The organism is Sedimentibacter sp., assembly GCF_038562225.1.
Classification (GTDB): Bacteria; Bacillota; Clostridia; order Tissierellales; family Sedimentibacteraceae; genus Sedimentibacter.
Map to the genome: position 1 here is coordinate 387,396 of NZ_JBCFAS010000001.1, position 26,969 is coordinate 414,364.

The window sequence follows — 26,969 nt, forward strand, 5'->3', positions numbered from 1 at the left end:
CAAATTTTACAGAAAGGAAATTGTTATATGATGTATTTTAATGGCTCGCTCCGATCGAACGGCTGTATTCATATGAATAACGCCGCCACAGGTTTTCTGCATATCACTGTTTTTCATAATGTGGTTAACACTGTTATAGAAAACGCAGTTGTGTCAATTTATAAGATCTCATATCATGGGACCTACAACGAACGGGCTGAAGGAAGATTTATCGCCCAATATACCACGGATAAGGATGGGGCAACACCGCTCATAGAATTACCGGTATTAAATGAATTGATGCCTGGAAACAAGGATTATTACTATATTTCCGTCAGTGCTTATGGCTTTAATGACGCCTTCATATTCAACGTTCAAATCTACCCGAACATTTTATCTTCTTACAAAATGTATCTTACACACACATTTTATGACGATGTTGTATTCAATTTTATCGTTGAACCAACAAGAACAGAAATACACAGACGCAATATAAATTAAATAACAGCCGCAACATTACTTTTAAATAGCATTAATATTTTAGACAGCTTCTGCCATATCATATAAGCTCAATAGTAAAGGGAGAGTTATGCTCTCCTTTTTACAGGAAAACATTTCTTGAAGTTTTCTGCCGATTATGCTAGTATAAGCACAACTACTCAGGAAATGTAACAGAGCTGTAGAAAAACATCTGACAAACGGAGCATACCATATGAACATAAATAAGGATTTTACAGAAGTTGTAAAGGCAGTACAAGACTCCATAAGCCATTCAAAGTGCCGAAAGTGCGGATGCATGAAGAAATCCCTTCAGAGCATGGAAAGTGCACTCATGGGTGCTTATTGTGATGACTGTTCTTTGCTTTTAGATGAAATTCAAACTGCAATCAGCAAAACCGAGCCGACCGAGTATACCTGAATTGGATGTAATCCATGCTGGTCAGCAGTGGTTACAAATACTTTTGATGCTGTGTTTTCCCACTTGGACAACATACATTCAATAGAGAAAAAGATCATATGCAGCACGGATGAACTGCCTGCTGCAGGGGAGTATCATGTGCTTGGTTTAGACAGCGGTTGTCAGATTGCTGTTTCTACACTTAGCAACGCTGAGCTTGCTGACAGGCTTGCTGCAAAAAAGCCTGACGGGTTAAGCATAGTCGGCAAGACTGAAACTGAAAATATCGGCGTTGAGAAAATAATAAAAAATGTTTTGGCTGTCCCCTCAATCAAATATCTTGTGCTTTGCGGAACGGACTCTGAAGGTCATTTCAGCGGAGACACTCTTCTGTGTCTTGCTAAAAACGGAATTGACCAAAAGAAAAAGGTAATCGGCTCAAAGGGGAAGAAGCCTGTGCTTATGAACACTTCAACCGAAGAAGTGGAAGCTTTCAGAAATCAGATAGCTACAGTTGACATGATTGGCTGCGATGATTTAAATAAAGTAGTGTACAAAATAGATGAACTGTTAATTGATGCTTCTGCAAACAGCAGCATCGAAAGGAATGCTGAAGCTGTACGCAGAGCAAATTTTAAAAAACATGATGTCATCTTGGCAGAAGAGAAGGACCCCAACAAGGTAAGACTGGACAAAGAAGGTTACTTTGTAATAGTGCCGAAAGCTAACCTAAATATCATACTGGTTGAACACTACAGCAACGATAATGAGCTGCTGCATGTTATCAAAGGCAGCAACGCAAGAAACATATATTGGACAATCATAGAAAAGGGCTGGATTTCAGAGCTGAGCCACGCGGCGTATCTTGGCAAGGAACTTACACTGGCTGAATATGCAATAAAATCAGGAACAAAATATGTGCAGGACAAGGCTTAATATAGGTAGTTGTAATTACCATACAGTTTAAATTTAATGAAGGCAGGATTTTTACTTATCCTGCCTTCTCAGTGAAATTTACAGCATGGAATTTCTTGACATGTTGCTGCTTCCGTTGCTGCCTGATGAATCCTTCTTGTTTGACATGCTGTTCGTCATGTTGGATGTCATATTTGAAGTCATGTTCTTTATTGCCGGTACAACCTTAAACATTGCTGCAGCTGTTAATCCTGCTCCTAAAAGCATTCCGCCGGCAGCCATTGTTTTGTTCATTTTCATTATAATCACCTCTTTTTCATTCTTGAGTCATTATTTTTTGCAATTGATTGTTTTATATACAGCTTTAAGAGCAAATTCATTATGCAATATCAATCTTGACTGCAACAAATTGGTATGTTTAAATAAAGTTGGATACGATTGAAAATTTATTGCAATGCGGGGAAATTATGAATTATCAGTTTATGAAAATAAAAAAAATATTTATAGCAGCGGAAACCTTGATTGTGTTCCTGATTTCCTTTGGAGTTGTTGTTTTTGCTCCGTACTTGCTGAGGCAAATAAAAAGCGGTCTTTTAATAATTTCCATAAGGCCCATGCTTTACGTGGTTCTGGCTGTCGTTCCCATTATTGCAGGAAAAATAACAGGCTATTCAATGGAACCTGTTATTTTCAAAAAAGAAAATCTTAAGGGACAAGCAATAGCAGGACTAAAGATTTTTGCCTCAACGGCAGTGGTTCTCACCCTGGCGTCACTTTTGTCCGGAGAAAACAGGCGCTTTCTTATAGGTCCTAAAGTGGTAAACATGTATCAATTTATTTACAACACATTATTTTTTATGCTGTTTGTTGGAACCGGAGAGGAAATACTGTTCAGGGGATACTTCCTGGAGCGTTTTTATTTTTTATGCGGCTCCAAAGCCTGGTCCGTAATCCTAAGCTCGGCAACTTTCGGATTGTGGCATTTTCCGGGAGGACAGGACTTTATGCAGGTGATTTTGACAGCTTTATTGGGAGCCTATTACGGTTTTTCCTATTACAGGGTCAAGGACTGTTCGGTAATGTCACTGGCCATGGCCCATGGACTTTATGACATATTCATCATGGTGCTCGGAAGAATTCTGTTATAATGGTGGGAAGGCCTCCTTCTGAGCATGTAAGATGCTTAAAAGGGGCCTTCTTTTATAATATTGACCAATTAAATCTATTTTTGTTGAATCTGGCTGTGCAGGGTAGTATAATTAACAAACTGCAAAAAATTTTACTTTTCAATTAATATGGAGATGCCATGTTTGATAGGAAAATTATTAAGGTAATACTTCTGATTACCCTGTGCTTGTTTATATTTCTTGCTGACCAGTTTACAAACAACATATACGATTTGAATATTTTCGAATATTTAAAGTATACTGCAGCCATAACCGATGACGAAAGGGCTTACCTGGACGGGAAGAACATCATATACCACGCTTCGGATAAGAACGCTCCGCCTTTCACATTCCTTGACAAAAATAACGGACAGTACAAGGGATTGGTAATCGATTACATATCCGCACTATCCATTGAGCTTGAAGTTGATATGGACTTTGTACCCAAGGTTTGGAATGAAGCCTTAGCAAGCGTAATTTCCGGAGAGACGGACATGACCGAACTTATTCCCAGCAGTGAAAGGGCTGAATACTTTTTATTTTCCAACAGCATTTACACCTTCAGATCAATCATACTGACTCTCAAGGGACAAACAGAAATAGCATACGCCAAAAATCTTTCCGGCCATAGAGTTGCCATTCAATCAGGCGATTACGCCAATGAGTACATAGCTGAAAACGTACCGGGGGTGGATGTAGTGAACACCACGGATGTCCTTGAGGCAATCATGCTGCTTAATGACGGCAAAGTAGACGCAGTAATAGGAGATGAGCCCGTCGTAGCATATTTTATGGGACAGCTCGGCATAGAGGATGATGTAGATATTTTAAATCCTCCTCTTTATGAGAGAGATATTTGCCTGGGAGTCAAAAAGTCGGACCAGAAGCTTTTAACCATCCTGAACAAGGGAATTCTTAACCTTAAGCAGAAGGATTTTGTTCAAAAAATTCAGCAGAAATGGCTGGGTCTGTCCGAGCCCATACAAAACGACAGGATGTCGGCCAGATTTCTATTGTTTTTCATGTCTGTCATTGTTATTTTGATAATTTTCTTCATGGTTATGATTTTGTGGAGCTACACACTAAGGTCTGAGGTCAGGAAAAGAACCCATGAACTTGACAAAAGCAGAAAGGATCTTCAGATGACCTTCGACGCCATGTCTGATTTTCTTGTGGTTGTTTCAAAAGAAGGCACTGTCGAAAATGCAAACAAGTCTTTCTGCCAGTGGATTTCCATGAACCGGACTGAACTTTTGGGAAGATGCTGCATGGATCTGCCTCTTTTGTGTATGGCTGACATAAATGTTTCAGAAAATCATGTAAGCGAAGCAAAATACAACGGACGTCACTACATGCTTTACATTACACCGCTGGTATACGAGGACAACAGGGTACTCATTGTGATTGAGGACGACACAGACAAGATCATAACCCAGCAGCAAATGCTGCAGCAAAACAAGATGATTGCAGTGGGGCAGCTCGCTTCAGGCATTGCTCATGAAATCAGAAATCCTCTGGGGCTGATCAGAAACTACAGCTATGTCCTTAAGGGCAAGCTTAAAAATCAGGACCAGCTGATGGAAAAATCCATAAGCATAATTGAGTCGTCGGTTCTTCGGGCAGGCAGGATGGTTGATAACCTTCTTAACTTTTCAAGGATTAGCGGACATGAGAGGAGAAATATAAATCTTCTTGAATCACTTAAGGAAATAATTTCTTTTGAAAGCAAAAAAATTTCTGAAAAGAATATTAACATTAAAATCGGCTGCAGGGAGGATGTGTTTTTTTACACCGACCTGGAGATTCTGACCCACATTGTGCTGAATCTGCTTTCCAATTCAATCGATGCAGTTACTGAAGGAGGAACCATTGAAATAAACTGTGATTCCGATGGAAAATATCTTTACATGGACTTTATGGACAACGGCTCAGGAATTGATGCGGCTGACCTGGAGCATATATTCAATCCATTCTTCACCACCAAGAAAACCGGCGAAGGAACAGGACTGGGACTATATATAGCATACAGCGAGATTCAAAAGATTAACGGAGAAATACAGGTTGAAAGTCAGTTGGGAGCCGGAACAAAATTCAGCCTGAAGTTTTTGTCAGAGGAGGGTACAAATGCTTGATTTTAAAATACTGGTTGTTGACGATGAACCAAGTTTCACGGAAGTTTACAAGATTATCTTTGAAGACAAGGGCTATGAGACACTCTGTGCATCTTCAGGGGAGGAGTGCCTTGAGATACTGAGCAGCCAGAACTTCGACCTAGTGATCACAGATCTTAAAATGGGAGGAATAAACGGTCTTGAGCTGCTGCGGTTTATAAGGGAAAGAAAACTTGACTGCGAGGTGATGCTGGTGACAGGCTACGGCACCATAGAAAGCGCCGTAAACGCCATGAAGCTTGGAGCTTTCGGCTACTTCATAAAAGGAAACGACCCGGAGGTGCTTCTTAAGGAAATCGACAAGCTTGTGAAGATTAAGACCCTTCAGAAGGACAACATATCAATAAGGAATAAACTGAACAACTTCAACTACCTTCTTGAAAGCAACAGCGAACGTTTCAAGAGCATTTTAAAGATTTCCGAAAAAGCCGCCCAAAGCAACTCAAACATTCTCATACTTGGAGAATCCGGAACAGGCAAGGAAGTTATAGCAAAGTACATCCACCAGAGAAGCCAAAGAAAGAATGAAAACTTCGTCGCTGTAAACTGCCAGGTATTTTCAGACGGTGTCCTGGAATCGGAGCTGTTCGGCCATGAAAAGGGAGCATTTACAGGAGCCATAGACAGACGGATTGGCAGGTTTGAGGAAGCTGACAACGGAACACTGTTCCTCGATGAAATAGGCGAGCTGTCATTTAATACACAGGTCAAGCTCTTGCGGGCCATAGAAAACAAAACATTTGAAAGAATAGGCAGCAACAAGAGCATCAGTACCAACATAAGGCTTGTGACAGCCACGAACAGAAAACTCAGCGAAGAGGTAAAGCTGGGAAGATTCAGGGAAGACCTTTTCTATAGAATCAATACAATTACAATACTGGTGCCGTCCCTTCGCGAAAGAAAGGAAGACATTCCGATTCTCATAGATTTCTTTTTAAAACAGATGCAGCAGGATATGAAGAAGAAAATTGAAAAGGTGGAGAACGGACTTATTGACGTGCTTGTTGATTACGACTATCCCGGAAACATAAGGGAGCTTAAGAACATAATCGAAAGGCTTGTGGTATTAAGCGACGACGGAGTCATAAGAAAAGGAGATCTTCCGGATCTGAAACTGTTCAGTAAAAACGATCAGGACGAACAGGATGAAATGGTGTCTCTTAAGGATGTGAGGCAGAATGCGGAAGCAAAGTATATAAGGCATGTTCTTGCGAAAAGCCGCGGCAACATCAGCGAAGCTGCAAGGATGATGGATATAAGCAGAAGGCAGCTTTTCAACAAGTTGGTGGAGTATGATATAAAACAATGATTGCCAGCCCATATGGACTGCTCAAAAATTTTCCAAATTATTTTGGAAATTTTTTTTATGCAGGCAGTAAATTGCCTGGACATGGAAATTTATTGCCCAACTTTAACCTTCGGTAAGTATGACATTATTTTGTCAATCGTTTTCATGCTTAATTCAAATTGAAAAATCAAGGTTAAAATTTTTTGAGGAAAATCTTTTCAAGTTGGTACGGATATTGCTTAATAGTAATTCAAATTCTAATACGATTTCGGAGGTTACAATGAAAGATACAACAGTAAGAAAGCCGTATCTGTGGGAAGCAATGCTGTCATTCGGATTTTTGATATTCGTCATGGCTGTAGGAATTGCAAAATATGAGGTTAATCCCCACATACCCATGCTTATAGGTACATTGTTTGCAGTGTTGATTGCCCTGAAGATAGGGTATAAGTGGAATGAAATTGAGAAATCCATGTTTGACGGCATTTATCAGGCTCTGCAGGCTGTTATAATACTTGCAATAATAGGTGTTCTTATAGGCGTATGGCTAATCTCGGGGGTTGTGCCCAGCATGATTTACTACGGTCTAGCCATCTTGAAACCGACCATTTTCCTTGCAGCAACTCTGATAATCTGCTCCATTACTTCATTGGCAACGGGTACAAGCTGGGGAACAGCAGGAACAATTGGCATAGCTCTCATGGGTATTTCAAAGGGTCTTGGCATTCCTGCCCCTGTGGCAGCAGGAGCCATAATATCAGGAGCTTACTTTGGCGACAAGATGTCTCCGCTTTCAGATACAACAAACCTTGCTCCGGCGGTTTCAGGAACAGACGTGTTCACACACGTTAAAGCAATGCTTCCAACAACTTTGGTTGCTTACGGCATAGCTTTTGTTTCTTTCCTTGTCATGGGATTTCAGTATGCAAGCGGCGGTTCGGATGTCAGTGCAATCGTTTCAATCAGAGAAGGCATCGCTGCAAACTTCAATGTTTCTCCGCTGCTCCTGCTTCCTCCGCTGGCGGTAATCCTTGCAATGGCTTTCAAGATGCCTGCCATACCGGGCATCACTATCGGTATAATCATAGGAGCGGCTGAAGGAGCCATATTCCAGGGAGCAGACCTTGGTGCGCTCTTAACTGCTGCATATGACGGATTCACATCAGAAACAGGAATTGCCCTCATAGACGAGCTGCTTTCAGCCGGGGGCTTGAGCAACATGATGTATTCGATTTCGCTTACCATCATAGCCATGATGTTCGGCGGAGTTATGGAAAAAACAAAACAGCTTGAAGTAATAGTGAACACGATTCTAAAAGGCATTAAATCCACAGGCGGACTGATTGCTACAACAGTATTAACCTGTGTGGCATGCAATGCAACCATGCCTGAACAGTACATTTCAATAGTTCTTCCGGGAAGAATGTATCACAATGCATACAAGGAAAGAGGGCTTCATCCAAAGCAGCTTTCAAGTACGCTGGAAGGTGCGGGCACGGTTACATCGTCGCTCATTCCATGGAACACATGCGGAGCTTTCCTCTACGGCGTTCTGGGCGTAACAGCTTGGGAATACGGCAGGTACGCCATATTTAACTATTCAATGCCGCTTGTTGTTGTGCTGTTCGGTTTTTTAAGACTCTTCATATACAAGGCAGAAGATGACCCCAGCACAATCATTGGCGCAGTTGCCGCTACTGAAGAAAACTAAAACTGATATTTACAAACATAACTTGTTATAATTTAAGAAATCTGGCAGGATACATATGTATCCTGTCTTTATTAGTATTTGCGTATACTATACAATTGTTACTATTGCAGGAAGGGAGAATTTTTCCTGGCCAACGGAGAGCAAAATTAAACTTGTTGTAAAAGGCAGCAGTGTAGTATAATTAATTCAAAAGGAGATGACGTAGGGAAATATTTGTTGAACCTTTATTTTAATAGTTTGGAGGACGATGATGGGAGAATTGAGGTATACAAGAAACAAAGAGCTTATCAGCGATGAGGAGCAAATGAAGCTTGCTGGCTCCAAGGTTGCCGTTGTGGGTCTGGGAGGCCTTGGAGGCCATGTTTCCGAACAGCTTGCAAGGCTTGGTGTAGGAAATCTTGTCCTGATTGATACTGACAAGGTCGATGAAAGCAACCTTAACCGTCAGCTGTTTGCCACCGAGTCAGCAGTCGGACAGGATAAGACTTTAGCTGCCAGGGACAGGCTTATGAAAGTAAACTCAAAGGTTAACTACTCTTTTCATTCTGAATACCTGGATGAAAAAAATGCAGCCGCCTTGCTTTCAGGTGTGGATGTAGTTGTAGATGCCGTTGATAACATACCTACCCGTTTCGTGCTACAAAAAATCTGCAGTGAATTGCACATACCCATGGTTCACGGGTCAATAGGCGGATGGTACGGGCAGGTCAGCTTCATATATCCAGGAGATGATACTCTGGATCTAATTTATACCGACAAACAGGGTGCCGGAGTAGAGAAGAAATTAGGAAACCCTGCGTTCACTCCTGCGTTAGTAGCCTCACTGGAGGTTGCAGAAACATTAAAGTACCTGCTGAACAAGGGAGAGCTTCTCAGAGGCAAGATGCTTTTCATTGACCTTATGATGCAGGACTACATGGTAATACAGCTTAAGTAACGTAATTCATAATATTTTATCAGCTGGTTACTTTTAAAAAATTGGAATAATATCGCAAATTACTGGAAATAATGTAATTTGTGATATTTTTTTTACAGGAATCATCCGGCAGATGAATATCTGACAGGTTCTTGTTATGTTTGCGATGACATTCCCATCACATCAGTGAAAACATGCGGAATCTTATTGTTAGACTTAGAAATTCGCATAAATTTTTAATGAAGAAATGGAGGAATAATGAAGGTTGGAATTCCAAAAGGGTTGCTGTACTGCAAGTACAATGATTTTTTAGAAACATTCTTTTATGAACTCGGTGCTCAGGTTGTAACATCACCGGACACCAACAAGGACATACTTGATGAGGGAGTTAAATATTGCGTTGACGATGCATGCATGCCCATTAAGATTTTTCACGGTCATGTCTGCGCCGTCAAGGACAAGTGTGATGTAATAGTATTGCCAAGAATCATGCAGCTTTATAAAAACGAATACATCTGTCCTAAGTTCTGCGGACTTCCCGAGATGGTCATAAACAGCATCGACAACATGCCGCCGGCAATTACAGAACCAATTTATGCATTTTCAAAAAAAAGCCTTTACAGCTGGGCAAAAGCCGCCGGCAAAAAGGTAACTTCCAACAGATTTTTAATCAAAAATGCGTTCATGAAAGCTTATGATGAACATCTTAGCACAGATACAGGCATAATAGACCAGGGCTACAGCATAAATGTGGCTTTGGCAGGTCATCCTTACAACATATACGACAGCTTTATAAACATGAATCTTGTGAAAAAACTCAATAAACTTGGTATAGGTGTTGAAACCATGGAATATACCCAGTCCCTTTCCATAGATTTTGAGATTGAACAGCTCTACAAAAGACCGTTCTGGACCTATGCCAGAGAAAATTACGGATTTGCCGCCAGTGCCCTTAAAAATAAAAACGTTGAAGGCATTATCTATGTTTCATCCTTTAACTGCGGAACCGATTCGGTAATCGTGGAGCTCATTAAAAACATAGCCGGAGATTTTCCTCTTCTGGTGCTGAAAATCGATGAGCATACGGGAGAAGCCGGCCTTGACACGAGGATTGAAGCTTTCCACGACATGCTAGAAAGGAGGATTCGCATTGAAGGCAACAGTCCCACACATGGGTAATGTGTACATAGGTGTTAAGACACTGTTCGACGGACTTGGAATCGATTATGTCATTCCTCCAAAAAACAGCAAGATTTCACTGGACATAGGCTCCCTTCATTCACCGGAAGAAATCTGCCTTCCGTTTAAGATAATGATAGGAAACTACATCCAGGCAATAGAACAGGGTGCAGACACGGTAGTTCTCACAGGAAGCTGCGGACCATGCAGGTTCGGCGAATACTGCGAGCTTCAGATGAACCTGTTGAAAAGCCTCGGCCATGAACTTGATTTCATCGTGCTTGACTATCCGAAGGACATAGGTATCAGGGAACTGATGAGAAGGCTTCAGAGAATATCCTCCAACAGTCCCATGAAAAAAACGCAAAAACTGATGGCGCTGAGAGATGCTCTTACAGCCGTGAATCTCATGGATGAAATTGAAGGTTTGGCTCATATGTACGCCGGATATGAAAGGAACAGGGGCGACTGCAAAAAAACACTGGACAAATGCAGGGAAGATGCCCTGAAGTGTTCAACTTCAAAGGAAATGATACGCCACTTGAAGCTCTTCAGAGAAGAAATAAAACACATATCGGCTGATATAAATAAAAACCCTTTGAAAATAGCGGTCATCGGCGAAATTTACACGGTCATAGAGCCATACAGCAACTTTTACATCGAAGACAAACTAATGGACTACGGCGTTTCAAGCAAAAGAGGATTGACGCCAAGCTGGTGGGTTAAAAACACAGCGTTAAGTCCTTTGAAAATAAATTCCGTCAAAATAAGGAAAAACGCTAAGAAATACCTGCCCATGGGAATAGGCGGCCATGCTGTGGAATGCATCGGTGAAGCGGTAACTGCCGCAAAGGAAGGGTTTGACGGAGCCATTCAGATATTCCCCATGGGATGCATGCCTGAAATTGTATCAAAATCCATACTTCCTACAATATCAAAGGACATGGACTTTCCAATTATGTCGCTGGTTGTGGACGACATGACCGGAGAAGCAGGCTACATAACAAGAATAGAAGCATTCATAGATTTGCTTGAAAGGAGGAGAGACAATGTATTATCTGGGTGTTGACGTAGGTTCTGTAAGCACTGACCTGGTGCTTCTTGATAAAAATTCAGCGGTGGTTGAAAAAATATACCTGCGGACCAAAGGAAATCCTATTAAAGCCATACAGGAAGGATTTAGAATATTAAAGATCAAGTATTCAAAAGAACAAATTATGGGCGCAGGAACAACAGGAAGCGGCAGGATGATAGCTTCCTCCATAATAGGAGCAGACGCCGTCAAAAACGAAATTACGGCTCATGCCACTGCATCTCTAGAAATAGATGAAGATGTGAGGACAATAATTGAAATAGGCGGTCAGGATTCTAAGATAATTCTTTTGAACAGCGGAATAGTTTCTGATTTTGCCATGAATACGGTGTGCGCTGCAGGCACAGGTTCGTTTCTTGACAGGCAGGCTGAAAGACTTGGCATTCCCATAGAGGAGTTCGGGGGCTATGCACTGAAAGCAACCTCGTCAGTAAGGATAGCAGGAAGATGCGCAGTATTTGCAGAGTCAGACATGATACACAAACAGCAGCTTGGTTACAACCAGACAGAAATTATACTTGGCCTTTGCGATGCTCTGGTAAGAAATTACCTTAACAACATAGCCAAAGGCAAACAAATAAAGCAGAAGATTTTCTTTCAGGGTGGTGTTGCCGCAAACGTCGGTATGAAAAAATCCTTTGAAAAGGCTCTTGGAATGGAAATATATGTTCCTGAGCACTACGGAATGATGGGAGCCATAGGCGCCGCACTTATAGCCAAAGCATCCGTTGCAAAAAACGGTTCAACAAATTTCAGAGGATTCGATCTGGCAGACGAGAGCATTGTGTCCCGAAGCTTCGACTGCGAAGGATGTCCCAACCGGTGCGAGGTGGTCGGAATTTCTGAAAACAACAAGGTACTTGGTTACTTCGGAGACAGATGCGGAAAGTGGAGCAATAAGTCCAAGGAATCCAAGGAAACAAAAGATATGCCGGCATAAAAACAGGACTATATCCTGTTAATACATGATAAGTTGTTAATTCCTTTTTGTCATTCATTTCTAACCTGAATATATTAATGTAAAGAATAAAAATATGCAGACAGAAGGGAGTATATTAAATTGTTTCATTGGAATTCCCAATTTTCAGAACATTATATAAATATTTGCAATTCATCACCCGAAAACGAAAGTATTATACCTATCGGATTTTTAGATGTTACAGTGTTTAATGCTATCGGAGAGCCAATAGAAGATGCACTGATCACTGTATATATTTTGGACAGATTCACCGGTGAAGCTCCAATTCTAATAGGCCTAACTGATTCAGAAGGTAAGTCTCCACACTTTAGGGTTCCGACCAAGTATAACATCAGTTATATAGCAGGGCAAGAGCTATTCTTTACAACGTTTAACGTGAGGGTTGACGCTGTAGGATACTATTCAGCTCAGACCAACAATCTGCGATTTTATCCCGGAGTAACTTCCATTCTGACTTATAATTTGAATCCCATACCGATAACAGTACCTGGTATACATTTGGAACAAAGAGTTCTTCTGCCCCCATCCAAATTTGACGTAGTACCGAGAGACTAGCTTCCAGCAGCAGTTCTGAGATATCAGACTGCTGTTTTCTTATATTATATTACAAAAACTGATATTTTTAAATTCTACAATTTCATATTGACATGAAAAAACAATTTAAATATAATAGATACAACGTTCTACTAATTGAAATTAAAGGAGATTCTATGAACTTGTACCAAAACAAACTTATTGCTGCCAAAGATGCCGTTAAACTTGTAAAATCAAATGATTGGGTTGATTACGGAATAGCGGCTGGAGTGCCCTATGATCTGGACAGAGAACTCGCACACAGGGTTGATGAGCTTGAAAACATCAATATCAGGGCGACACTGGCTCCCAGGGATCCGGAAGTCTTGAAGAAAAACAAGAAAGATAAGAACGGTTATCCTGTATTCACATGGAATTCATGGCACATGGGCGGAATTGAAAGAAAAAGGATAAGCGACGGCTGTGTTTTCTATTCTCCCATTCGTTTTTCAGAAATGCCAAGATACTACAGAGAAAATATTGAGAAAGTTGATGTTGCCATGTTTCAGGTTTCCCCAATGGATGAACACGGTTATTTCAGTTTCGGTCCCTGTTCAAGCTACATGATGGCCATGTGTGAAAAGGCAAGGATTATCATTGTGGAAGTCAACAAGAATATGCCAAGATGTCTCGGAGGACCTGAAGAGGAGATTCATATTTCAGAGGTTGACTACATAGTTGAAGGCTCAAACCCTCCGATGCCTGTACTTGGAAGCTCACAGCCAAGCACGGAGGAACTGAAGATTGCAAATCTACTCATAGATGAAATTCCAAACGGTGCCTGTCTTCAGCTTGGCATTGGAGGAATGCCCAATACCGTAGGCAAGCTTCTTGCAGAAACAGACATAAGGAACCTAGGAGTTCATTCTGAGATGTATGTGGACGGATTCCTTGAACTTGCCTTAAAGGGCAAAATAAACGGCTCAAAGAAGAATATAGACCGCTTCAAAGAAACCTTCACTTTTGCCCTTGGTTCGGAGAAGCTGTATGAATACATCAACAACAACCCCAGAATAATGTGTGCTCCGGTTGATTATGTAAACGATGCGAGGGTCATCACACAGCTAGACAACTTCATATCAGTAAACAATGCTGTTGAGGTTGATTTGTTCGGACAAGTCTGCGCTGAATCATCGGGAACAAAACACATCAGCGGAGCAGGTGGTCAGTTGGACTTCGTCCTTGGAGCATACCTGTCCAGGGGAGGGAAAAGCTTCATATGCCTTACATCCACTTACAGCACAAAAGAAGGACAGCTTAAGTCAAGAATTGTTCCGACGGTTCCCAACGGATCAATAGTAACAGACACCAGGGCAAATACTCATTTTGTTGTAACAGAATACGGCAAAGTAAATTTAAAGGGCCTCTCCACTTGGCAGAGGGCAGAAGCATTAATTTCCATAAGCAATCCCATATTTAGGGATGAACTCATCATGGAAGCGGAAAAGATGAAAATATGGAGAAGAAGCAACAAATAATCATCAATATATACACTTTATTGATGGAAATAGCAATAATATTGCTATGAGAGGAGCAAAAATGGAATTTAATATAGCATTAATTAAAGGAGATGGCATTGGGCCTGAAATTTCACTTGAAGCAGTAAAGGTTTTAGAAGAGACAGGGAAAAATTTCAGACACAATTTCAACATCAGACCCATAGACTTAAGCGCAGAACTTGCAGAATTTTCAACCAGTGAGATGGGTGATTTGATCAAAAAATATCTTAACCTGTAGCATAAGTTGCCGTCATCTGATACTGTCAATTGTTATATTGCTGGATTCAACAAGAAAAAGCAAAGGATTAACCATCATGGTTAATCCTTTCATTTATTTTACCTGAACCTTGCCGTCTTCAATAAGCTCGTTTGCAACCCATGAGGCAACCTTGCCTGTAATGGTGTAGCAGTGCTGTTTTCTTTCAGGACTTTTAAACCCGTCACCCTGCCACTCTTTTGTAATTACTCTGCAGCAAGTTGATTTGTATTCATCTCTGATGTAATTGTGCAGCTTCGCTGATATTTCAAACATCTTTTCCTGCATGGGTTCGCCTTCGATCCTTCCGTATACCATTCCGAGAGCCATCTGGCCTCCTGAAACAGCGCCGCAAAGACATCCTGTTCTGCCCATTCCAATCGGAAATCCTCCTGCCAGCTTAACTACGCTTTCATCGTATGGTTTTCCCAAAAGTTCGTTTATTGTCTGAAGAACAGCCTCGCTGCAGTAGTATGTACCGCTTTTAAACAGATTTTCAGCATCTTCCCGTACCCTGTCCAGAAGTTCTTCTTTTGTGAATTCCAATGTATTGACTAAAGTCATTTTACCCTCCAGAAATTGTTATGTATCTAATTATAGTTTGTACAATTTAAAATTACCAATGAATTAATTTCATGGCCGGATAGGGCTTCATAACTTTTATTGATAATTATTTTTCAGTCTTATGTGTTATAATCAATTACTTGAAATTATACTTGGAGGATAGTATGAACGCAATATTAAAAAAATATCCTGTACCTGCAACAGGACTGATTCTTGGCCTTGCCTCTGCAGGAAATCTTGTGCAATCCTATGGAGAGGTTTTCAGAAATATGTTTGGACTTGCCGCAGCAGTATTGTTCCTGCTAATGCTTGCAAAGATGATAAAATTTCCGGCGGATGTGAGAACCAGCCTGGACAATCCGATCATAGCCAGCGTCTTTCCTACATTAACCATGGGATCAATGATACTTTCCACATACATAAAGCCCTTCACACCCGGATTTGCGTATGCAATGTGGACTGCATCCGCAGCATTACACGTTGTTTTGATTGTTTTGTTTACAAAGAAGTATGTTTTAAACTTTAAGATAAAAACTGTGTTTCCGTCCTGGTTCATCGTATATGTGGGAATAGCGGTGGCAAGCGTAACAGGCCCCGCATATAAAATGACCGCCGCGGGTCAGACAGCATTCTGGTTTGGACTTGTTTCCTACCTGATCTTGCTTCCCACAGTCATTTACAGGGTTGCAAAAGTAGGGGACATGGCTGAGCCGTCATTGCCCTCACTAGTTATTTTCGCTGCTCCTGCCAGTCTTTTGCTTGCCGGATACATGAACTCATTTGAGGCAAAAAACATGGCAATTGTATGGTTCCTGATGGTGCTTTCAATGATTATGTATGTTGCAGTACTTGTTTTTCTCGTAAAGCTTCTTAGACTAAAATTTTATCCCAGCTATTCAGCATTCACATTCCCGCTGGTTATAAGCGGCATAGCCATGAAGCTTACAAACGGATTTCTTATAAAAACAAATCAGCCTATGACTTGGCTTAAATTCATTGTGAAGTTCCAGGAAGCAGCGGCAGTCCTAATGGTTATTTATGTGCTGTACAGGTATGTTAAGTTCCTGTCTGAAAAACCTAAGAGCTCAGATTTGCCTTCGCAACAGCCGTCAAAATAACGTTCTGTAATAAATAAAAACCAGATTATCAAAAGATATTCTGGTTTTTTTATCTTATTGCATTGACTTATTCAAGCTCGTCCGTTACATTCAAGGCTTCCACCAGTTCCACATCCTCGTTTCTTTCCTGGAAGCTCTTTAGGGCATACTGGTTGGTGAAAAGCAGCACCGGTCTGTCGTAATGGTCGAATACCATCATGCAGCGGGAGTTCTGATATTTCTTCAAACTGTCCGGGTTATCTGTTTTTACCCATCGGGCAACAGTGAAATCTATGTTTTCCATTCTGATGTCCGTGTTGTACTCATTCACAAGGCGGTATTCAAACACCTCAAACTGAAGAATTCCCACAGCACCCAGTATTACTTCGTTGTATTCGTTCTTGTAAACCTGTATGGCACCTTCCTGTGCCAGCTGTTCCACACCCTTTTGAAAGTTCTTTCCCTTTAAGGAGTTTTTGGCGCTTACGCGGCAGAAAAGCTCAGGGGGGAAGGTGGGAAGCGGTTCAAAAAATATTTTTTCTTTGCCGTTTGTCAGGGTATCTCCAATCTGGAAGTTGCCTGAATCGTAAATTCCTATTACATCTCCGGCATAGGCAGTATCCACAGTTTCACGCTCATTGGCCATCAGGTGGGTGGACTGGCTTAGCTTCATCAGTTTTCCGGTTCTGGACAATGTAACGTTCATCCCTCTTACGAAGGTGCCTGAACAGATTCTCAAGAAAGCCAGGCGGTCTCTGTGGTTTGGATCCATGTTAGCCTGTATCTTGAATATGAATCCCGTGAATTCCTCATCGGTGGGATTCACAATGCCCTTTGTAGTCTTTCTTGCAGAAGGGGGAGGGGACATCTGTAAAAAGTGCTCAAGAAATTCAGTAACGCCAAAGTCAGCCAAAGCTGAGCCGAAAAACACAGGAGACAATTTTCCCTGCTTGACAAGCCCCAGATCAAATTCATTTCCTGCGCCGTCCAAAAGCTCCATGGCGTTTCTTAAGTTCTTAAGGTTGGCGGGATTCAATATTCCGTCAAGCTTCTTTGAGTTCACCCTTTCCTCATCCAGGTGAATCTGTTCGTTCCTCCTGAAAAGGTAGATTGTATTTTTAAGGCGGTCATATACTCCTTCAAATTCCTTTCCGCAGCCAATGGGCCATGTTACAGCCACAGACGGAAGCCCCAGCACATCTTCCAGCTCCTGCATGGATTCAAGAGGATCCATTGCTTCACGGTCAAGCTTGTTGATGAATGTGAATATGGGAATACCCCGCATGCTGCAGACCTGGAAAAGTTTCTTGGTCTGCGCCTCAATACCTTTTGCAGCATCTATTACCATCACTGCGCTGTCAACAGAGGTAAGAATTCTGTAAGTATCCTCGCCGAAATCATTGTGACCGGGAGTATCCATTATTGATATGACCTTGTCGTTGTATTCAAACTGCATTACTGATGAGGTTACGGAAATACCGCGCTGCTTTTCTATTTCCATCCAGTCAGATTTGGCAAACTTGGAGTTTTTCCTGGCTCTGACAGTTCCTGCCTCGCGTATTGCTCCTCCGTGAAGCAGAAGCTTTTCCGTCAGTGTGGTTTTCCCTGCATCCGGGTGAGAGATTATTCCAAAGATGCGTCTTTTGTTTATGATATCTATATTATTCATTTAAAGTCCTTTCTAAGAATCACGTTATCTATCCATGGTATTTTACATCATAACAGCAGAAAATAAAATAATTATTTTTTCTTTTTCAGCATTTTTTGATGCCAAAAATATAAAGCGCATGCGGGCGCCATAATATTTCATCATATGTTTTTTGTTGTACCCCTAACATGCAGAACAGATTCAAAGGCGGTGCGGCTCGGAGCAGTCAGTTCATGTGATGCTACTTCAGTGACCGTTTTGATGCACTGGGCGGCCATCATCTCCATTGGCACATCAACCACTGTGATGGAAGGGTTGAAGAATTTGTTGAACTCATAATTTCCAAGTCCGATTGCTATAACCTGCACATCATCCGGCACTGAAACATTGTTTTTGTTCATGGCATGAAGAAATCCCTGAGCCATGCTGTCATTGTCGCAATAAACTGCATCTGTTAGTTTGTACTTTCTGTAAAGGTCATTGCCTGCTTCAGCTCCGCCTGCAATGGAACCGTCTGCATATACAATATCCTTTTTTGTAATCTCTATGTTGTTTTCCAAACATGTTTTAATGAAAGCATCGCTTCTTTTAGTCATTGCCAGGTAGCTGGTTTTCTGGCACAGCATGGTTACCCTTCTGGCACCTGCTGAAATCAGGTGTTCCGCAGCCTTGCGCCCTGCTGCTGCATTGTCAGTTCCCACAGTGTGATAGATTTCAGATTCCCTGTTGAACAAAACCACGGGCACCGGAATAGGGTTCCGGCTTATGTACTCATTGTCCTCATCGCTGGTGTTTGCAATTATAACTGCGTTATAGCTGTTGATGCTGTAAAGCCTTTTTTCGTTTTTCAGTTTGTCTGATTCGTAAGGGCAAATTGTTATGTCAACAGCAGTGTTTAGCTTCATCAGCTCCGATTGAAGACCCGTCATGAACCTGCTTAATAATGACATCCTGAAATCCGACGCCCAAAAGACGCCTACTGTATAGACGTTTGACTGATTGCTCCTTAAACGCCTTGCAGATACGCTGGGCTGATAGTTAAGCTCCCTGATTGCAGAATTCACCTTTTGAATTGTTTGACCGGAGATTTTTCTTTCTTCGGCCTTACCGTTGATAATAACAGATACAGTCGAGACAGAAACTCCCGCTAAGCTAGCTACATCCTTTATAGTGGCCATTTTTCTCCTCATTGTTAACTTTATTTGAAATCATCGCGCTTTAAGAATCTGTAACGCGACTCAGGTACATTATAATTGATACAACGTTTTACTGCAAGAATTTTATAATGTTCTCATTAATTTTTTCATATAGGGTAGAGTCGCAACTAATTGATAATAATTATCATTTAGTTGTTGACTTTACGTTTCAGTTAGCATATACTAACTATAAGGAACAGTAGGCAAGTACATATTTATAACATAGAGTTAGCTTTAACCAGCTAAAGGAGGAATCATGAGCGTAGTGATAATAGGCGGACATGAGCGCATGGAAGCTCATTACAGGGAAATATGCAAGAAGTACAACTGCAGGGCCAAAATCTTTACCAAGATGCCGGTTAATCTGAAGGAGCAGATAGGAAACGCTGACCTGATGATTCTGTTCACTTCCACAGCATCTCATAAAATGGTGAACTGCGCGGTTTCTGAATCCGAAAGGAACAACATTGCCATAACGCGTTCCCACAGCAGCAGCGCCAGCGCCCTGAAAGGGATACTTGAACAGTATTCTTAATGTCAGTACAAATTGAACATAAAACGGCTTTGAGAAACGAATTGAGCCCTATATGAATGCTGCCCGCAACGGCAGCATTTTTTATTAAATAAGCATTTTTGTGCTGTCATGAACATAGTCTTCCCTGAGGAAGTTGTGTCAACTTTTTTTATTGAACTAATCGTTATTAAATGGTATAATACTCAGGATATAGATTTAGAAAGTTGGAGAATTATGAGCAAAAGAGAATTTACAGATACAAACATAGATGCTGGTTTTGACAGCGATAAGATTATCGAACTTAAAAATAAAAATGAACAGTTTTTCATCTTAAACGGAAGGCGCAAGTCCTACCACATATTGACCTACGGCTGCCAGATGAACGAGCATGATTCCGAAAAGATATCAGGAATGCTCACTTCAATCGGCTATGAGGAAACAGACGACGAAAAGGATGCTGAACTGGTAATATTCAACACCTGTCTCATTAGAGAAAATGCCGAGCTGAAGTTCTTCGGAAAGCTCGGAGAGGTGAAGGGACTCAAAAGGAACAAGCCTGATATGATGGTTGCTGTATGCGGCTGTATGATGCAAAAGGATGAAATAAGAGAAAAGCTTCTTAAAAAGTTCTCTTTTGTGGATATAGTTTTTGGAACAAACACAATTCACGAGCTGCCGGGGCTTATTTACAATGTTGAGTTCAAAAACAGAAAAAGCATCGATATAGTGGAAAACACTGAACTTATTTATGAGAACATGCCAAAGCAGCGAAAATTCAAGTACAAGGCTTTGGTAAACATAACATACGGCTGCAACAACTTCTGCACATACTGCGTGGTTCCATATGTGAGAGGAAGAGAAAAAAGCAGAGAACCGGAGGAAATCATAAACGAAGTAAAATCACTGGCTCAGGACGGATGCAGGGAAGTTACCCTTCTTGGCCAGAACGTGAACTCATACGGTTCAAACCTTGAAATCGGGTTTACATTTGCGCAGCTGCTCCGCGAAATAGACAAGATAGAAGGATTAGAGAGAATCCGTTTCATGACTTCCCATCCCAAGGATCTGACGGATGATTTAATCAGCGCAATCAAAGATTGCAGCAAGGTGTGCAACCACATTCACCTTCCTGTTCAGGCAGGAAGCAATGAAGTTTTAAGAAAGATGAACCGTAAGTACACCAGGGAACATTACCTTGATCTCATAGAGAAGCTTAAGAAGGAAATTCCCGATATTGCCATAACAACAGACATCATTGTGGGCTTCCCGGGGGAAACGGAGGAAGATTTCCTGGAAACCGTAGACGTTGTCAGAAAGGTGCAGTACGATTCTGCATTTACCTTCCTTTACTCCATGAGGGAAGGAACAAAGGCAGCTCTCATGGTAGACCAGATACCTGATGAAGTCAAGCATGAAAGGTTTGACAGACTGCTGGAGGTTCTGTACCCCATAGTGCTTGAAAGAAACAGCCAGTGCATAGGAAAAACATACCCTGTCCTGGTTGAGTCCACAAGCAAGACCAGCGAAAACTTCCTGACAGGAAGGACTGAACATTTCAGACTTGTTCATTTCAAAGGCAGCGAAGACCTCATAGGCAGCACTGTCAATGTTAAGATAACAAACGTCAAGACTTTCCATATGGAAGGCGAAATAATCAATTAATAATTAAGAGTTAAGAATTAAGAATCATTGGAAGGAATTGTGCAACGCACAATTCCATCATTTAATTATTCACTCTTCACTCTTAATTCTTCACTATATGCAGGATATACGGGAGAGTTAAAATGGCAAAATATACACCCATGATGGAGCAGTATTTCAGTATAAAGGAGCAGTACAAGGACTGCATTCTCATGTACAGGCTCGGAGATTTCTATGAGATGTTCTTTGATGATGCCTTGACGGCATCAAAGGTTCTTGAGATAGCTCTTACAGGGCGCGACTGCGGACAGGAGGAAAGAGCACCTATGTGCGGCGTCCCTTTTCATGCTGTTGACAGCTACGTATCAAGACTGATTGAAAACGGGCACAAGGTTGCCATATGCGAGCAGCTGGAAGATCCTGCCGCTGCCAAAGGAATCGTGAAGCGCGATGTGGTCAGGGTCATTACGCCTGGAACAATCATTGACCAGAACATGCTTGATGAAAAAATCAATAACTACCTGTGCTGCACCTACATAGACAAGGGCTTCGGCATGTGCTACGCCGACATTTCCACGGGGGATCTTTACGTGACGGAAAACATAAGCTTAAGTGATTTCGATGCAGGCAAAGAGAACAGATATGATCTTCTAAGGGAAGAAATATTCAAGATAAATCCATCTGAAATAATATCAAACAGACTGACACAAAATGACTGGGTAGATTCCATGATAACATATGCTGACACATTGAGCTACAACGAGTACAAGGACATAATCCTCAAACATTTCAAAGTTGTGTCCCTTGACTCCTTCGGACTTTCTGACAACAATTATGCGGTCATGGCTCTCGGCATGCTTTTGAATTACCTGTACAGAACCCAGAAAACCACTCTGGAGCACATTAACAAGCTTCATTTTTACAAGGTTGGAGAATACCTGTACCTTGATTCAAGCACCCGCAAAAACCTGGAGCTCACAGAAACCGTCAGGGGCAGGAAAGGTCCCGGCACGCTCTACCATGTGCTTGATCACACCATGACTGCCATGGGAGGAAGGCAACTCAGGAAGTGGATTGAAGAACCTCTTAAGAATATGACTCTCATAAACAACAGACTTGACAGCGTGGAGGAACTTTACAACAATGTGATGATTTCAAACAACATCAGGGAATGCTTGAAAAACATCTACGACATAGAAAGGCTCATAAGCCGTATAGTATACGGAAACTGCAACGGCAGGGACTTAAACGCCCTGAAGCAGTCTGTATCCAGCCTGCCTGACCTGAAAAGCGAGCTTTCAAACCTTTCCTCCGACATGTTCAAAAACATTTATGAAAGCTTTGATGAGCTTAGAGACATTTACAATCTGGTTGATTCATCCATTGTAGACGAGCCTCCTGTTTCCGTAAAGGAAGGCGGCATCATCAAGCATGGCTGCAACAATGAGCTTGATGAACTGAAGGAAATTGCCGTAAACGGCAAGAACTGGATTTCTGAGCTTCAAAACAAGGAAAGGGAATCCACGGGCATCAAGAATCTAAAGATAGGATACACAAAGGTATTCGGTTACTACCTGGAGGTTACGCAGTCATATCTGAAGAATGTTCCGGAGCATTACATAAGAAAACAGACTCTTGCAAACTGCGAAAGATATGTCACTCCGGAGCTTAAGGAAATGGAGGCTAAGATTCTCAATGCTGACGAGCAGTTGATGAAGCTGGAATATGAACTGTTTCTTGAAATCAGACAAAGCATAAAAAGCCAGGTGGTCAGAATTCAGCAGACTGCATACAGTGTGGCAGTAATAGACACATTGAACTCGCTGGCAACCGCATCCGTAAAAAACAACTACGCCCGTCCACTGATGAACTCCAAAGGCTACATTAAAATTTCTGACGGAAGGCATCCCGTAATAGAAAAAATAATGAAGAGCGAGATGTTTGTTCCAAACGATACGCTTATTGACAACAAGGAACACCGCATGTCCATTATTACAGGTCCGAACATGGCCGGAAAATCCACGTATATGAGGCAGGTTGCACTCATAGCGCTCATGGCTCACATAGGCAGCTTTATTCCGGCTAAGGAAGCCGAAATATGCATACTGGACAAGATATTCACCAGAGTCGGTGCATCCGACGACCTGTCCCAGGGTCAGAGCACATTCATGGTTGAGATGAGCGAGGTTTCAAACATACTTAACAACGCCACTGAAAACAGCCTGCTGATACTTGATGAAATAGGAAGGGGAACAAGCACCTATGATGGTCTTAGCATTGCGTGGAGCGTCGTGGAGTACATCACTAAGAAAATAAAGGCCAAGACTTTGTTTGCAACCCACTACCACGAGCTCTCAGAACTTGAGAGCAAGCTTAAGAGCGTTAAAAACTACCGGATTCTCATTAAGGAAGACAATGACAGGATAACATTCCTCAGAAAAATTGTTGAAGGAAGCGTGGACCGAAGCTACGGCATACAGGTAGCGAACCTGGCCGGACTTCCTACAGAAGTTGTGGCAAGGGCAAAGGAAATCCTTGCGCAGCTTGACGAAAGCGACATAAACAAGCCCTTTGCAAAAAGAAAAAAAGACCGTGTAACTGACAACTTCCAGGTTTCCATGTTTTCGCAGGACCCGGTGGAAAGCGGCAGGAACAAGGAATATAAAGAACTGGCTCAGATAATTAAAGAAATTGACATAAACAACGTGACCCCGGTTAAGGCTTTCACGCTGTTAAACGAGATAATCGAAAAGGCAAGACACATATAAGAAGGTGCATGATGGCTAAAATACATTTGTTGGACAATGACACCATTAACAAGATAGCAGCAGGTGAGGTTATTGAAAGCCCTAAATCCATAGTGAAGGAACTTGCAGAAAACTCCATTGACGCAGGTTCCGACGAAATAACGGTGGAAATTAAAAACGGCGGCAAAAGCCTCATACGAATAACCGACAACGGTAAGGGCATTGAAAAGGATCAGGTGGAGGATGCCTTTAAAAGGCACTGCACCAGCAAAATTGAAACATCTGAGGATTTAAGCTCCCTTTATACGCTGGGATTTCGCGGCGAGGCACTGGCCAGCATAGCAGCCGTAGCCAGGGTTGAAGTCATAACAAGAACGTCTCTTGACGATTACGGCATAAAGATGTCCATCGAAGGAGGAGAAATTAAGTTTAAGGAAGATGTGGGATGCCCCGTTGGAACAACCATAACAGTGTCGGATTTGTTTTACAACGTCCCTGCACGCAAGAAATTTTTAAAAAGCGACTCCTCAGAAAGCTTAAGCATCAATGAGGTGGTTGTTTCTCTGGCCTTAAGCAAACCAAACATATCCTTCAAGTATGTTAACAGCGGCAGCGTGGCCTTTCGTACTCCGAAGACAAACAACCTTATAAACACCATTTCAAGCCTTTACGAGAAGGATCTGTACAGCTCGCTTCTTAAGATTGAACATGAAACAGAGGATTTGAAAATCACAGGCTATACCACAAATCTGAACTATTACAGAGGAAACAGAAAGCAGCAGGTCATTTTTGTAAACGACCGTTACATCAAGCACAAAAGGATAAGCTACTTCATTGAAGCGGCATACAACACACTTCTTCCCAAGAACAAGTACCCTGCGTGCTTCATCCGTATAGAAATTGATCCGTCTAAAGTTGACGTGAACGTACATCCGGCAAAGACAGAGGTTAGATTCCAAAATGAGGATTATGTTCTTGGCGAGGTTAAAAAAGCTGTGTTTCAGGCTCTTCATTCCAGAAACATCATGAAGGAAGTGAAGAAGGAAACTGTCGCATCCTCCCAATACAAGGACACGAAAGAGACTGATGTTTTTTCTATATTTGAGAAAAAACCACAGGGCTACAGCAGTTCCATCATATCCAATGATGCGCCAGTGTCTGATGAAACAGTTCAGAATATAAGGTTTAAGGATGTTACCATTCATGAAGAACAAAGAAACATTTTTGAAGAGGCCATAAAGGACGATGAATGTGCGGTAATTTCGGGCGGCAGTTTTGAAAACTCCGTCACAGAAGTATTATCTCTTGCCCCTTCAAGCCATGAAGCAGGGAAACTCAATGATCAGATAGAGCATTTTGAACAGCAGGTACAGGAAACATTCCTTGAAACCGAAGAAAAGGCAAGTTGCAAGGTCCCTGAGCTTTCTACCGTGGGAATTCTCATGGACACATACATAATATGTGAGAATATGGATAAAACTGAAATGTTCATGATAGACCAGCATGCTGCCCACGAGAGGATAAACTACGAAAAGTTCCTCAGTGAGTACAACGCCATGAACATAAAAAGGCAGGAGCTTTTAATACCCGAAGTGATCAATTTATCCTACGATGATTACTCAAGAGTTTCATCCAATATGGAAATATTCGAAAATTTGGGATTTTCTGTTGAAAACTTTGGAATGAATGCTATACTTATAAATAACATACCGACAATATTCATAAACTCAAACATCCGTGACGTATTTTTCACCATTTTGGATTCTTTGAAGGATGCAGGGAAAACAAACACGAACCTGCTGCTGGACAAGATAATAAAAAATGCCTGCGTCATGTCGGTCAAGGCAGGCGACAAGCTTCATGCAGCAGAGGTGAAAGCTTTATTGGAAAGCTTAAGACACACCGAAAACCCATACACCTGCCCTCACGGAAGACCGGTGATAATCAAGATGACAAAATATGAAATTGAAAGAATGTTTGAAAGAATTCAAGACTAAAGGAATAATCATGGAAAATAAAATAATTGTTATAGTTGGACCGACGGCGGTGGGCAAGACCTATGTCTCGGTTGAGCTTGCCAGAAAAATTGATTCTGAAGTTGTATCCGCAGATTCCATGCAGATATACAAAGGCATGGACATAGGTACTGCCAAGATTACAGAACAGGAAAAAAAGGGCATAAAACATCACATGATCGACCTGATAAATCCCGATGAAGACTATTCTGTTTCAGACTTTAAGGATGAAGCTGAAAAAGCAATAGACGGTCTTCTGGCAATGGGCAAGACACCGGTCATTGTTGGAGGAAGCGGCCTGTATGTCAATTCTCTCATCTATGACCTTGATTTCGGTCAGGCGAAGTCCAATGAAAAATTGAGGGAATATTACACATACTATCACAGGGAACACGGTGAAGACGCCCTCTATGACAAATTGAAAAGAATTGACCCTGCCTCAGCCGAAAGGATACACAAAAACAATGTAAAGCGGGTAATAAGAGCCCTGGAGGTTTATGACCTGACAGGCAGAAAATTTTCCGAAAGCTACACCGACATCAGAAAAAAAAGCAGCAAGTATGATTGTATCCTGGTGGGTCTTTCCATGGACAGAAAGATTCTTTACGACAGAATCAATCAAAGAGTCGACAAAATGATCAGCGACGGCCTCGTTGAAGAAGTAAAATCGCTTTTAAGCAAAGGCTATGAAAAAAACCTGATTTCAATGCAGGCAATAGGGTATAAAGAGATTATAGAATATCTAGATGGAAACGTGTCATTGGAAGAAGCTGTGAATATTTTGAAACGCAACACCAGAAGGTTCGCCAAAAGACAGTTCACATGGTTTCAGAAGGATGAAAATGTGAAGTGGTTTCAAATTGAAGATGTTCATAAAGTTGATGATATTTTAGAAAATATATTCGAATACTTAAATGTATAGAA

24 protein-coding genes are annotated in these 26,969 nt (G+C 41.6%); 20 read left to right on the forward strand and 4 right to left on the reverse strand.

The annotated features are described in order from the left end of the window. The first annotated feature begins 27 nt into the window (after positions 1-27). From AAGU76_RS01870 to AAGU76_RS01880, 3 genes are all read left to right on the forward strand, one after another. On the forward strand, positions 28-480 hold the full coding sequence (locus AAGU76_RS01870; protein WP_342483735.1) for a hypothetical protein: 453 nt from the start codon (positions 28-30) through the stop codon (positions 478-480). Between the two features lie 211 nt (positions 481-691). Continuing rightward, the gene (locus AAGU76_RS01875; protein WP_342483736.1) at positions 692-898 is read left to right on the forward strand and encodes a hypothetical protein; all 207 of its coding nucleotides are present in this window, start codon (positions 692-694) and stop codon (positions 896-898) included. Between the two features lie 27 nt (positions 899-925). Further along, positions 926-1,813 carry a DUF4346 domain-containing protein gene (locus AAGU76_RS01880; RefSeq protein ID WP_342483737.1) on the forward strand — a complete coding sequence of 296 codons (888 nt, stop codon included), beginning with the start codon at positions 926-928 and terminating at the stop codon, positions 1,811-1,813. A gap of 78 nt (positions 1,814-1,891) precedes the next feature. Here the strand turns inward: AAGU76_RS01880 and AAGU76_RS01885 are convergent, their stop codons facing one another. Next, entirely contained in the window at positions 1,892-2,092 is a 201-nt protein-coding gene (locus AAGU76_RS01885) for a hypothetical protein (protein ID WP_342483738.1), read from the reverse strand. A 167-nt stretch (positions 2,093-2,259) separates the two neighbouring features. Between AAGU76_RS01885 and AAGU76_RS01890 the strand changes: the two genes are divergently transcribed. The 11 genes from AAGU76_RS01890 (at position 2,260) to AAGU76_RS01940 (ending at position 14,605) form a co-directional block, all read left to right on the forward strand. Further along, positions 2,260-2,940 carry a CPBP family intramembrane glutamic endopeptidase gene (locus AAGU76_RS01890; RefSeq protein ID WP_342483739.1) on the forward strand — a complete coding sequence of 227 codons (681 nt, stop codon included), beginning with the start codon at positions 2,260-2,262 and terminating at the stop codon, positions 2,938-2,940. A 158-nt stretch (positions 2,941-3,098) separates the two neighbouring features. Beyond that, the gene (locus AAGU76_RS01895) at positions 3,099-5,090 is read left to right on the forward strand and encodes a transporter substrate-binding domain-containing protein (RefSeq protein WP_342483740.1); all 1,992 of its coding nucleotides are present in this window, start codon (positions 3,099-3,101) and stop codon (positions 5,088-5,090) included. Then, a complete protein-coding gene (locus AAGU76_RS01900) occupies positions 5,083-6,438 on the forward strand; it encodes a sigma-54 dependent transcriptional regulator (RefSeq protein ID WP_342483741.1) in 1,356 nt (451 codons plus the stop codon). The genes AAGU76_RS01895 and AAGU76_RS01900 overlap by 8 nt, the downstream gene beginning before the upstream one ends. Before the next feature lie 259 nt (positions 6,439-6,697). Beyond that, on the forward strand, positions 6,698-8,128 hold the full coding sequence (gene nhaC / locus AAGU76_RS01905) for a Na+/H+ antiporter NhaC (protein ID WP_342483742.1): 1,431 nt from the start codon (positions 6,698-6,700) through the stop codon (positions 8,126-8,128). Positions 8,129-8,378: 250 nt separating this feature from the next. Continuing rightward, positions 8,379-9,065 (forward strand): ThiF family adenylyltransferase, encoded by a 687-nt coding sequence (locus tag AAGU76_RS01910; RefSeq protein ID WP_342483743.1) that lies wholly within the window; start codon positions 8,379-8,381, stop codon positions 9,063-9,065. Between the two features lie 237 nt (positions 9,066-9,302). Continuing rightward, on the forward strand, positions 9,303-10,223 hold the full coding sequence (locus tag AAGU76_RS01915; protein ID WP_342483744.1) for an acyl-CoA dehydratase activase-related protein: 921 nt from the start codon (positions 9,303-9,305) through the stop codon (positions 10,221-10,223). After that, the gene (locus tag AAGU76_RS01920; RefSeq protein ID WP_342483745.1) at positions 10,195-11,292 is read left to right on the forward strand and encodes a 2-hydroxyglutaryl-CoA dehydratase; all 1,098 of its coding nucleotides are present in this window, start codon (positions 10,195-10,197) and stop codon (positions 11,290-11,292) included. The genes AAGU76_RS01915 and AAGU76_RS01920 overlap by 29 nt, the downstream gene beginning before the upstream one ends. Further along, on the forward strand, positions 11,273-12,256 hold the full coding sequence (locus AAGU76_RS01925; RefSeq protein WP_342483746.1) for an acyl-CoA dehydratase activase: 984 nt from the start codon (positions 11,273-11,275) through the stop codon (positions 12,254-12,256). The genes AAGU76_RS01920 and AAGU76_RS01925 overlap by 20 nt, the downstream gene beginning before the upstream one ends. 120 nt (positions 12,257-12,376) lie before the next feature. Beyond that, positions 12,377-12,850: a hypothetical protein gene (locus tag AAGU76_RS01930; protein WP_342483747.1), complete on the forward strand. Its 474-nt coding sequence runs from the start codon at positions 12,377-12,379 to the stop codon at positions 12,848-12,850. A gap of 155 nt (positions 12,851-13,005) precedes the next feature. Next, entirely contained in the window at positions 13,006-14,346 is a 1,341-nt protein-coding gene (locus tag AAGU76_RS01935; protein ID WP_342483748.1) for a butyryl-CoA:acetate CoA-transferase, read from the forward strand. Between the two features lie 61 nt (positions 14,347-14,407). Further along, on the forward strand, positions 14,408-14,605 hold the full coding sequence (locus AAGU76_RS01940) for an isocitrate/isopropylmalate family dehydrogenase (protein WP_342483749.1): 198 nt from the start codon (positions 14,408-14,410) through the stop codon (positions 14,603-14,605). A 93-nt stretch (positions 14,606-14,698) separates the two neighbouring features. Here the strand turns inward: AAGU76_RS01940 and AAGU76_RS01945 are convergent, their stop codons facing one another. Beyond that, a complete protein-coding gene (locus AAGU76_RS01945) occupies positions 14,699-15,187 on the reverse strand; it encodes a C-GCAxxG-C-C family protein (protein ID WP_342483750.1) in 489 nt (162 codons plus the stop codon). Between the two features lie 164 nt (positions 15,188-15,351). Here AAGU76_RS01945 and AAGU76_RS01950 point away from each other — a divergent pair, with 164 nt between their 5' ends. Then, positions 15,352-16,305, forward strand: a complete 954-nt coding sequence (locus tag AAGU76_RS01950) for a TDT family transporter (RefSeq protein WP_342483751.1) — start codon at positions 15,352-15,354, stop codon at positions 16,303-16,305. Positions 16,306-16,372: 67 nt separating this feature from the next. Here the strand turns inward: AAGU76_RS01950 and AAGU76_RS01955 are convergent, their stop codons facing one another. After that, positions 16,373-17,953 (reverse strand): peptide chain release factor 3, encoded by a 1,581-nt coding sequence (locus tag AAGU76_RS01955; RefSeq protein WP_342483752.1) that lies wholly within the window; start codon positions 17,951-17,953, stop codon positions 16,373-16,375. A gap of 140 nt (positions 17,954-18,093) precedes the next feature. Next, positions 18,094-19,110 carry a LacI family DNA-binding transcriptional regulator gene (locus tag AAGU76_RS01960; protein WP_342483753.1) on the reverse strand — a complete coding sequence of 339 codons (1,017 nt, stop codon included), beginning with the start codon at positions 19,108-19,110 and terminating at the stop codon, positions 18,094-18,096. A gap of 274 nt (positions 19,111-19,384) precedes the next feature. On the opposite strand from AAGU76_RS01960, the gene AAGU76_RS01965 reads away from it, so the two are divergent. The 5 genes from AAGU76_RS01965 to miaA all read left to right on the forward strand — a co-directional run bounded on the left by AAGU76_RS01965 (position 19,385) and on the right by miaA (position 26,967). Next, a complete protein-coding gene (locus AAGU76_RS01965) occupies positions 19,385-19,663 on the forward strand; it encodes a DUF2325 domain-containing protein (RefSeq protein WP_342483754.1) in 279 nt (92 codons plus the stop codon). 213 nt (positions 19,664-19,876) lie between these two features. Next, entirely contained in the window at positions 19,877-21,304 is a 1,428-nt protein-coding gene (gene miaB / locus AAGU76_RS01970; RefSeq protein ID WP_342483755.1) for a tRNA (N6-isopentenyl adenosine(37)-C2)-methylthiotransferase MiaB, read from the forward strand. A 122-nt stretch (positions 21,305-21,426) separates the two neighbouring features. After that, on the forward strand, positions 21,427-24,051 hold the full coding sequence (gene mutS / locus AAGU76_RS01975; RefSeq protein WP_342483756.1) for a DNA mismatch repair protein MutS: 2,625 nt from the start codon (positions 21,427-21,429) through the stop codon (positions 24,049-24,051). 11 nt (positions 24,052-24,062) lie between these two features. Beyond that, positions 24,063-26,027, forward strand: a complete 1,965-nt coding sequence (mutL, locus tag AAGU76_RS01980; RefSeq protein ID WP_342483757.1) for a DNA mismatch repair endonuclease MutL — start codon at positions 24,063-24,065, stop codon at positions 26,025-26,027. Continuing rightward, positions 25,990-26,967 carry a tRNA (adenosine(37)-N6)-dimethylallyltransferase MiaA gene (miaA, locus tag AAGU76_RS01985; protein ID WP_342483758.1) on the forward strand — a complete coding sequence of 326 codons (978 nt, stop codon included), beginning with the start codon at positions 25,990-25,992 and terminating at the stop codon, positions 26,965-26,967. The genes mutL and miaA overlap by 38 nt, the downstream gene beginning before the upstream one ends. Positions 26,968-26,969: the final 2 nt, after the last annotated feature.

Excerpts from the sequence above, each read along its gene's own strand:
- AAGU76_RS01870 (WP_342483735.1), top strand. The coding sequence starts at position 28 with ATGATGTATTTTAATGGCTCGCTCCGATCGAACGGCTGTATTCATATG.
- AAGU76_RS01875 (WP_342483736.1), top strand. The coding sequence starts at position 692 with ATGAACATAAATAAGGATTTTACAGAAGTTGTAAAGGCAGTACAAGAC.
- AAGU76_RS01885 (WP_342483738.1), bottom strand. The coding sequence starts at position 2,092 with ATGAAAATGAACAAAACAATGGCTGCCGGCGGAATGCTTTTAGGAGCA.
- AAGU76_RS01890 (WP_342483739.1), top strand. The coding sequence starts at position 2,260 with ATGAATTATCAGTTTATGAAAATAAAAAAAATATTTATAGCAGCGGAA.
- AAGU76_RS01895 (WP_342483740.1), top strand. The coding sequence starts at position 3,099 with ATGTTTGATAGGAAAATTATTAAGGTAATACTTCTGATTACCCTGTGC.
- AAGU76_RS01900 (WP_342483741.1), top strand. The coding sequence starts at position 5,083 with ATGCTTGATTTTAAAATACTGGTTGTTGACGATGAACCAAGTTTCACG.
- nhaC (WP_342483742.1), top strand. The coding sequence starts at position 6,698 with ATGAAAGATACAACAGTAAGAAAGCCGTATCTGTGGGAAGCAATGCTG.
- AAGU76_RS01910 (WP_342483743.1), top strand. The coding sequence starts at position 8,379 with ATGGGAGAATTGAGGTATACAAGAAACAAAGAGCTTATCAGCGATGAG.
- AAGU76_RS01915 (WP_342483744.1), top strand. The coding sequence starts at position 9,303 with ATGAAGGTTGGAATTCCAAAAGGGTTGCTGTACTGCAAGTACAATGAT.
- AAGU76_RS01925 (WP_342483746.1), top strand. The coding sequence starts at position 11,273 with ATGTATTATCTGGGTGTTGACGTAGGTTCTGTAAGCACTGACCTGGTG.
- AAGU76_RS01935 (WP_342483748.1), top strand. The coding sequence starts at position 13,006 with ATGAACTTGTACCAAAACAAACTTATTGCTGCCAAAGATGCCGTTAAA.
- AAGU76_RS01940 (WP_342483749.1), top strand. The coding sequence starts at position 14,408 with ATGGAATTTAATATAGCATTAATTAAAGGAGATGGCATTGGGCCTGAA.
- AAGU76_RS01945 (WP_342483750.1), bottom strand. The coding sequence starts at position 15,187 with ATGACTTTAGTCAATACATTGGAATTCACAAAAGAAGAACTTCTGGAC.
- AAGU76_RS01950 (WP_342483751.1), top strand. The coding sequence starts at position 15,352 with ATGAACGCAATATTAAAAAAATATCCTGTACCTGCAACAGGACTGATT.
- AAGU76_RS01955 (WP_342483752.1), bottom strand. The coding sequence starts at position 17,953 with ATGAATAATATAGATATCATAAACAAAAGACGCATCTTTGGAATAATC.
- AAGU76_RS01960 (WP_342483753.1), bottom strand. The coding sequence starts at position 19,110 with ATGGCCACTATAAAGGATGTAGCTAGCTTAGCGGGAGTTTCTGTCTCG.
- AAGU76_RS01965 (WP_342483754.1), top strand. The coding sequence starts at position 19,385 with ATGAGCGTAGTGATAATAGGCGGACATGAGCGCATGGAAGCTCATTAC.
- miaB (WP_342483755.1), top strand. The coding sequence starts at position 19,877 with ATGAGCAAAAGAGAATTTACAGATACAAACATAGATGCTGGTTTTGAC.
- mutS (WP_342483756.1), top strand. The coding sequence starts at position 21,427 with ATGGCAAAATATACACCCATGATGGAGCAGTATTTCAGTATAAAGGAG.
- mutL (WP_342483757.1), top strand. The coding sequence starts at position 24,063 with ATGGCTAAAATACATTTGTTGGACAATGACACCATTAACAAGATAGCA.
- miaA (WP_342483758.1), top strand. The coding sequence starts at position 25,990 with ATGAAATTGAAAGAATGTTTGAAAGAATTCAAGACTAAAGGAATAATC.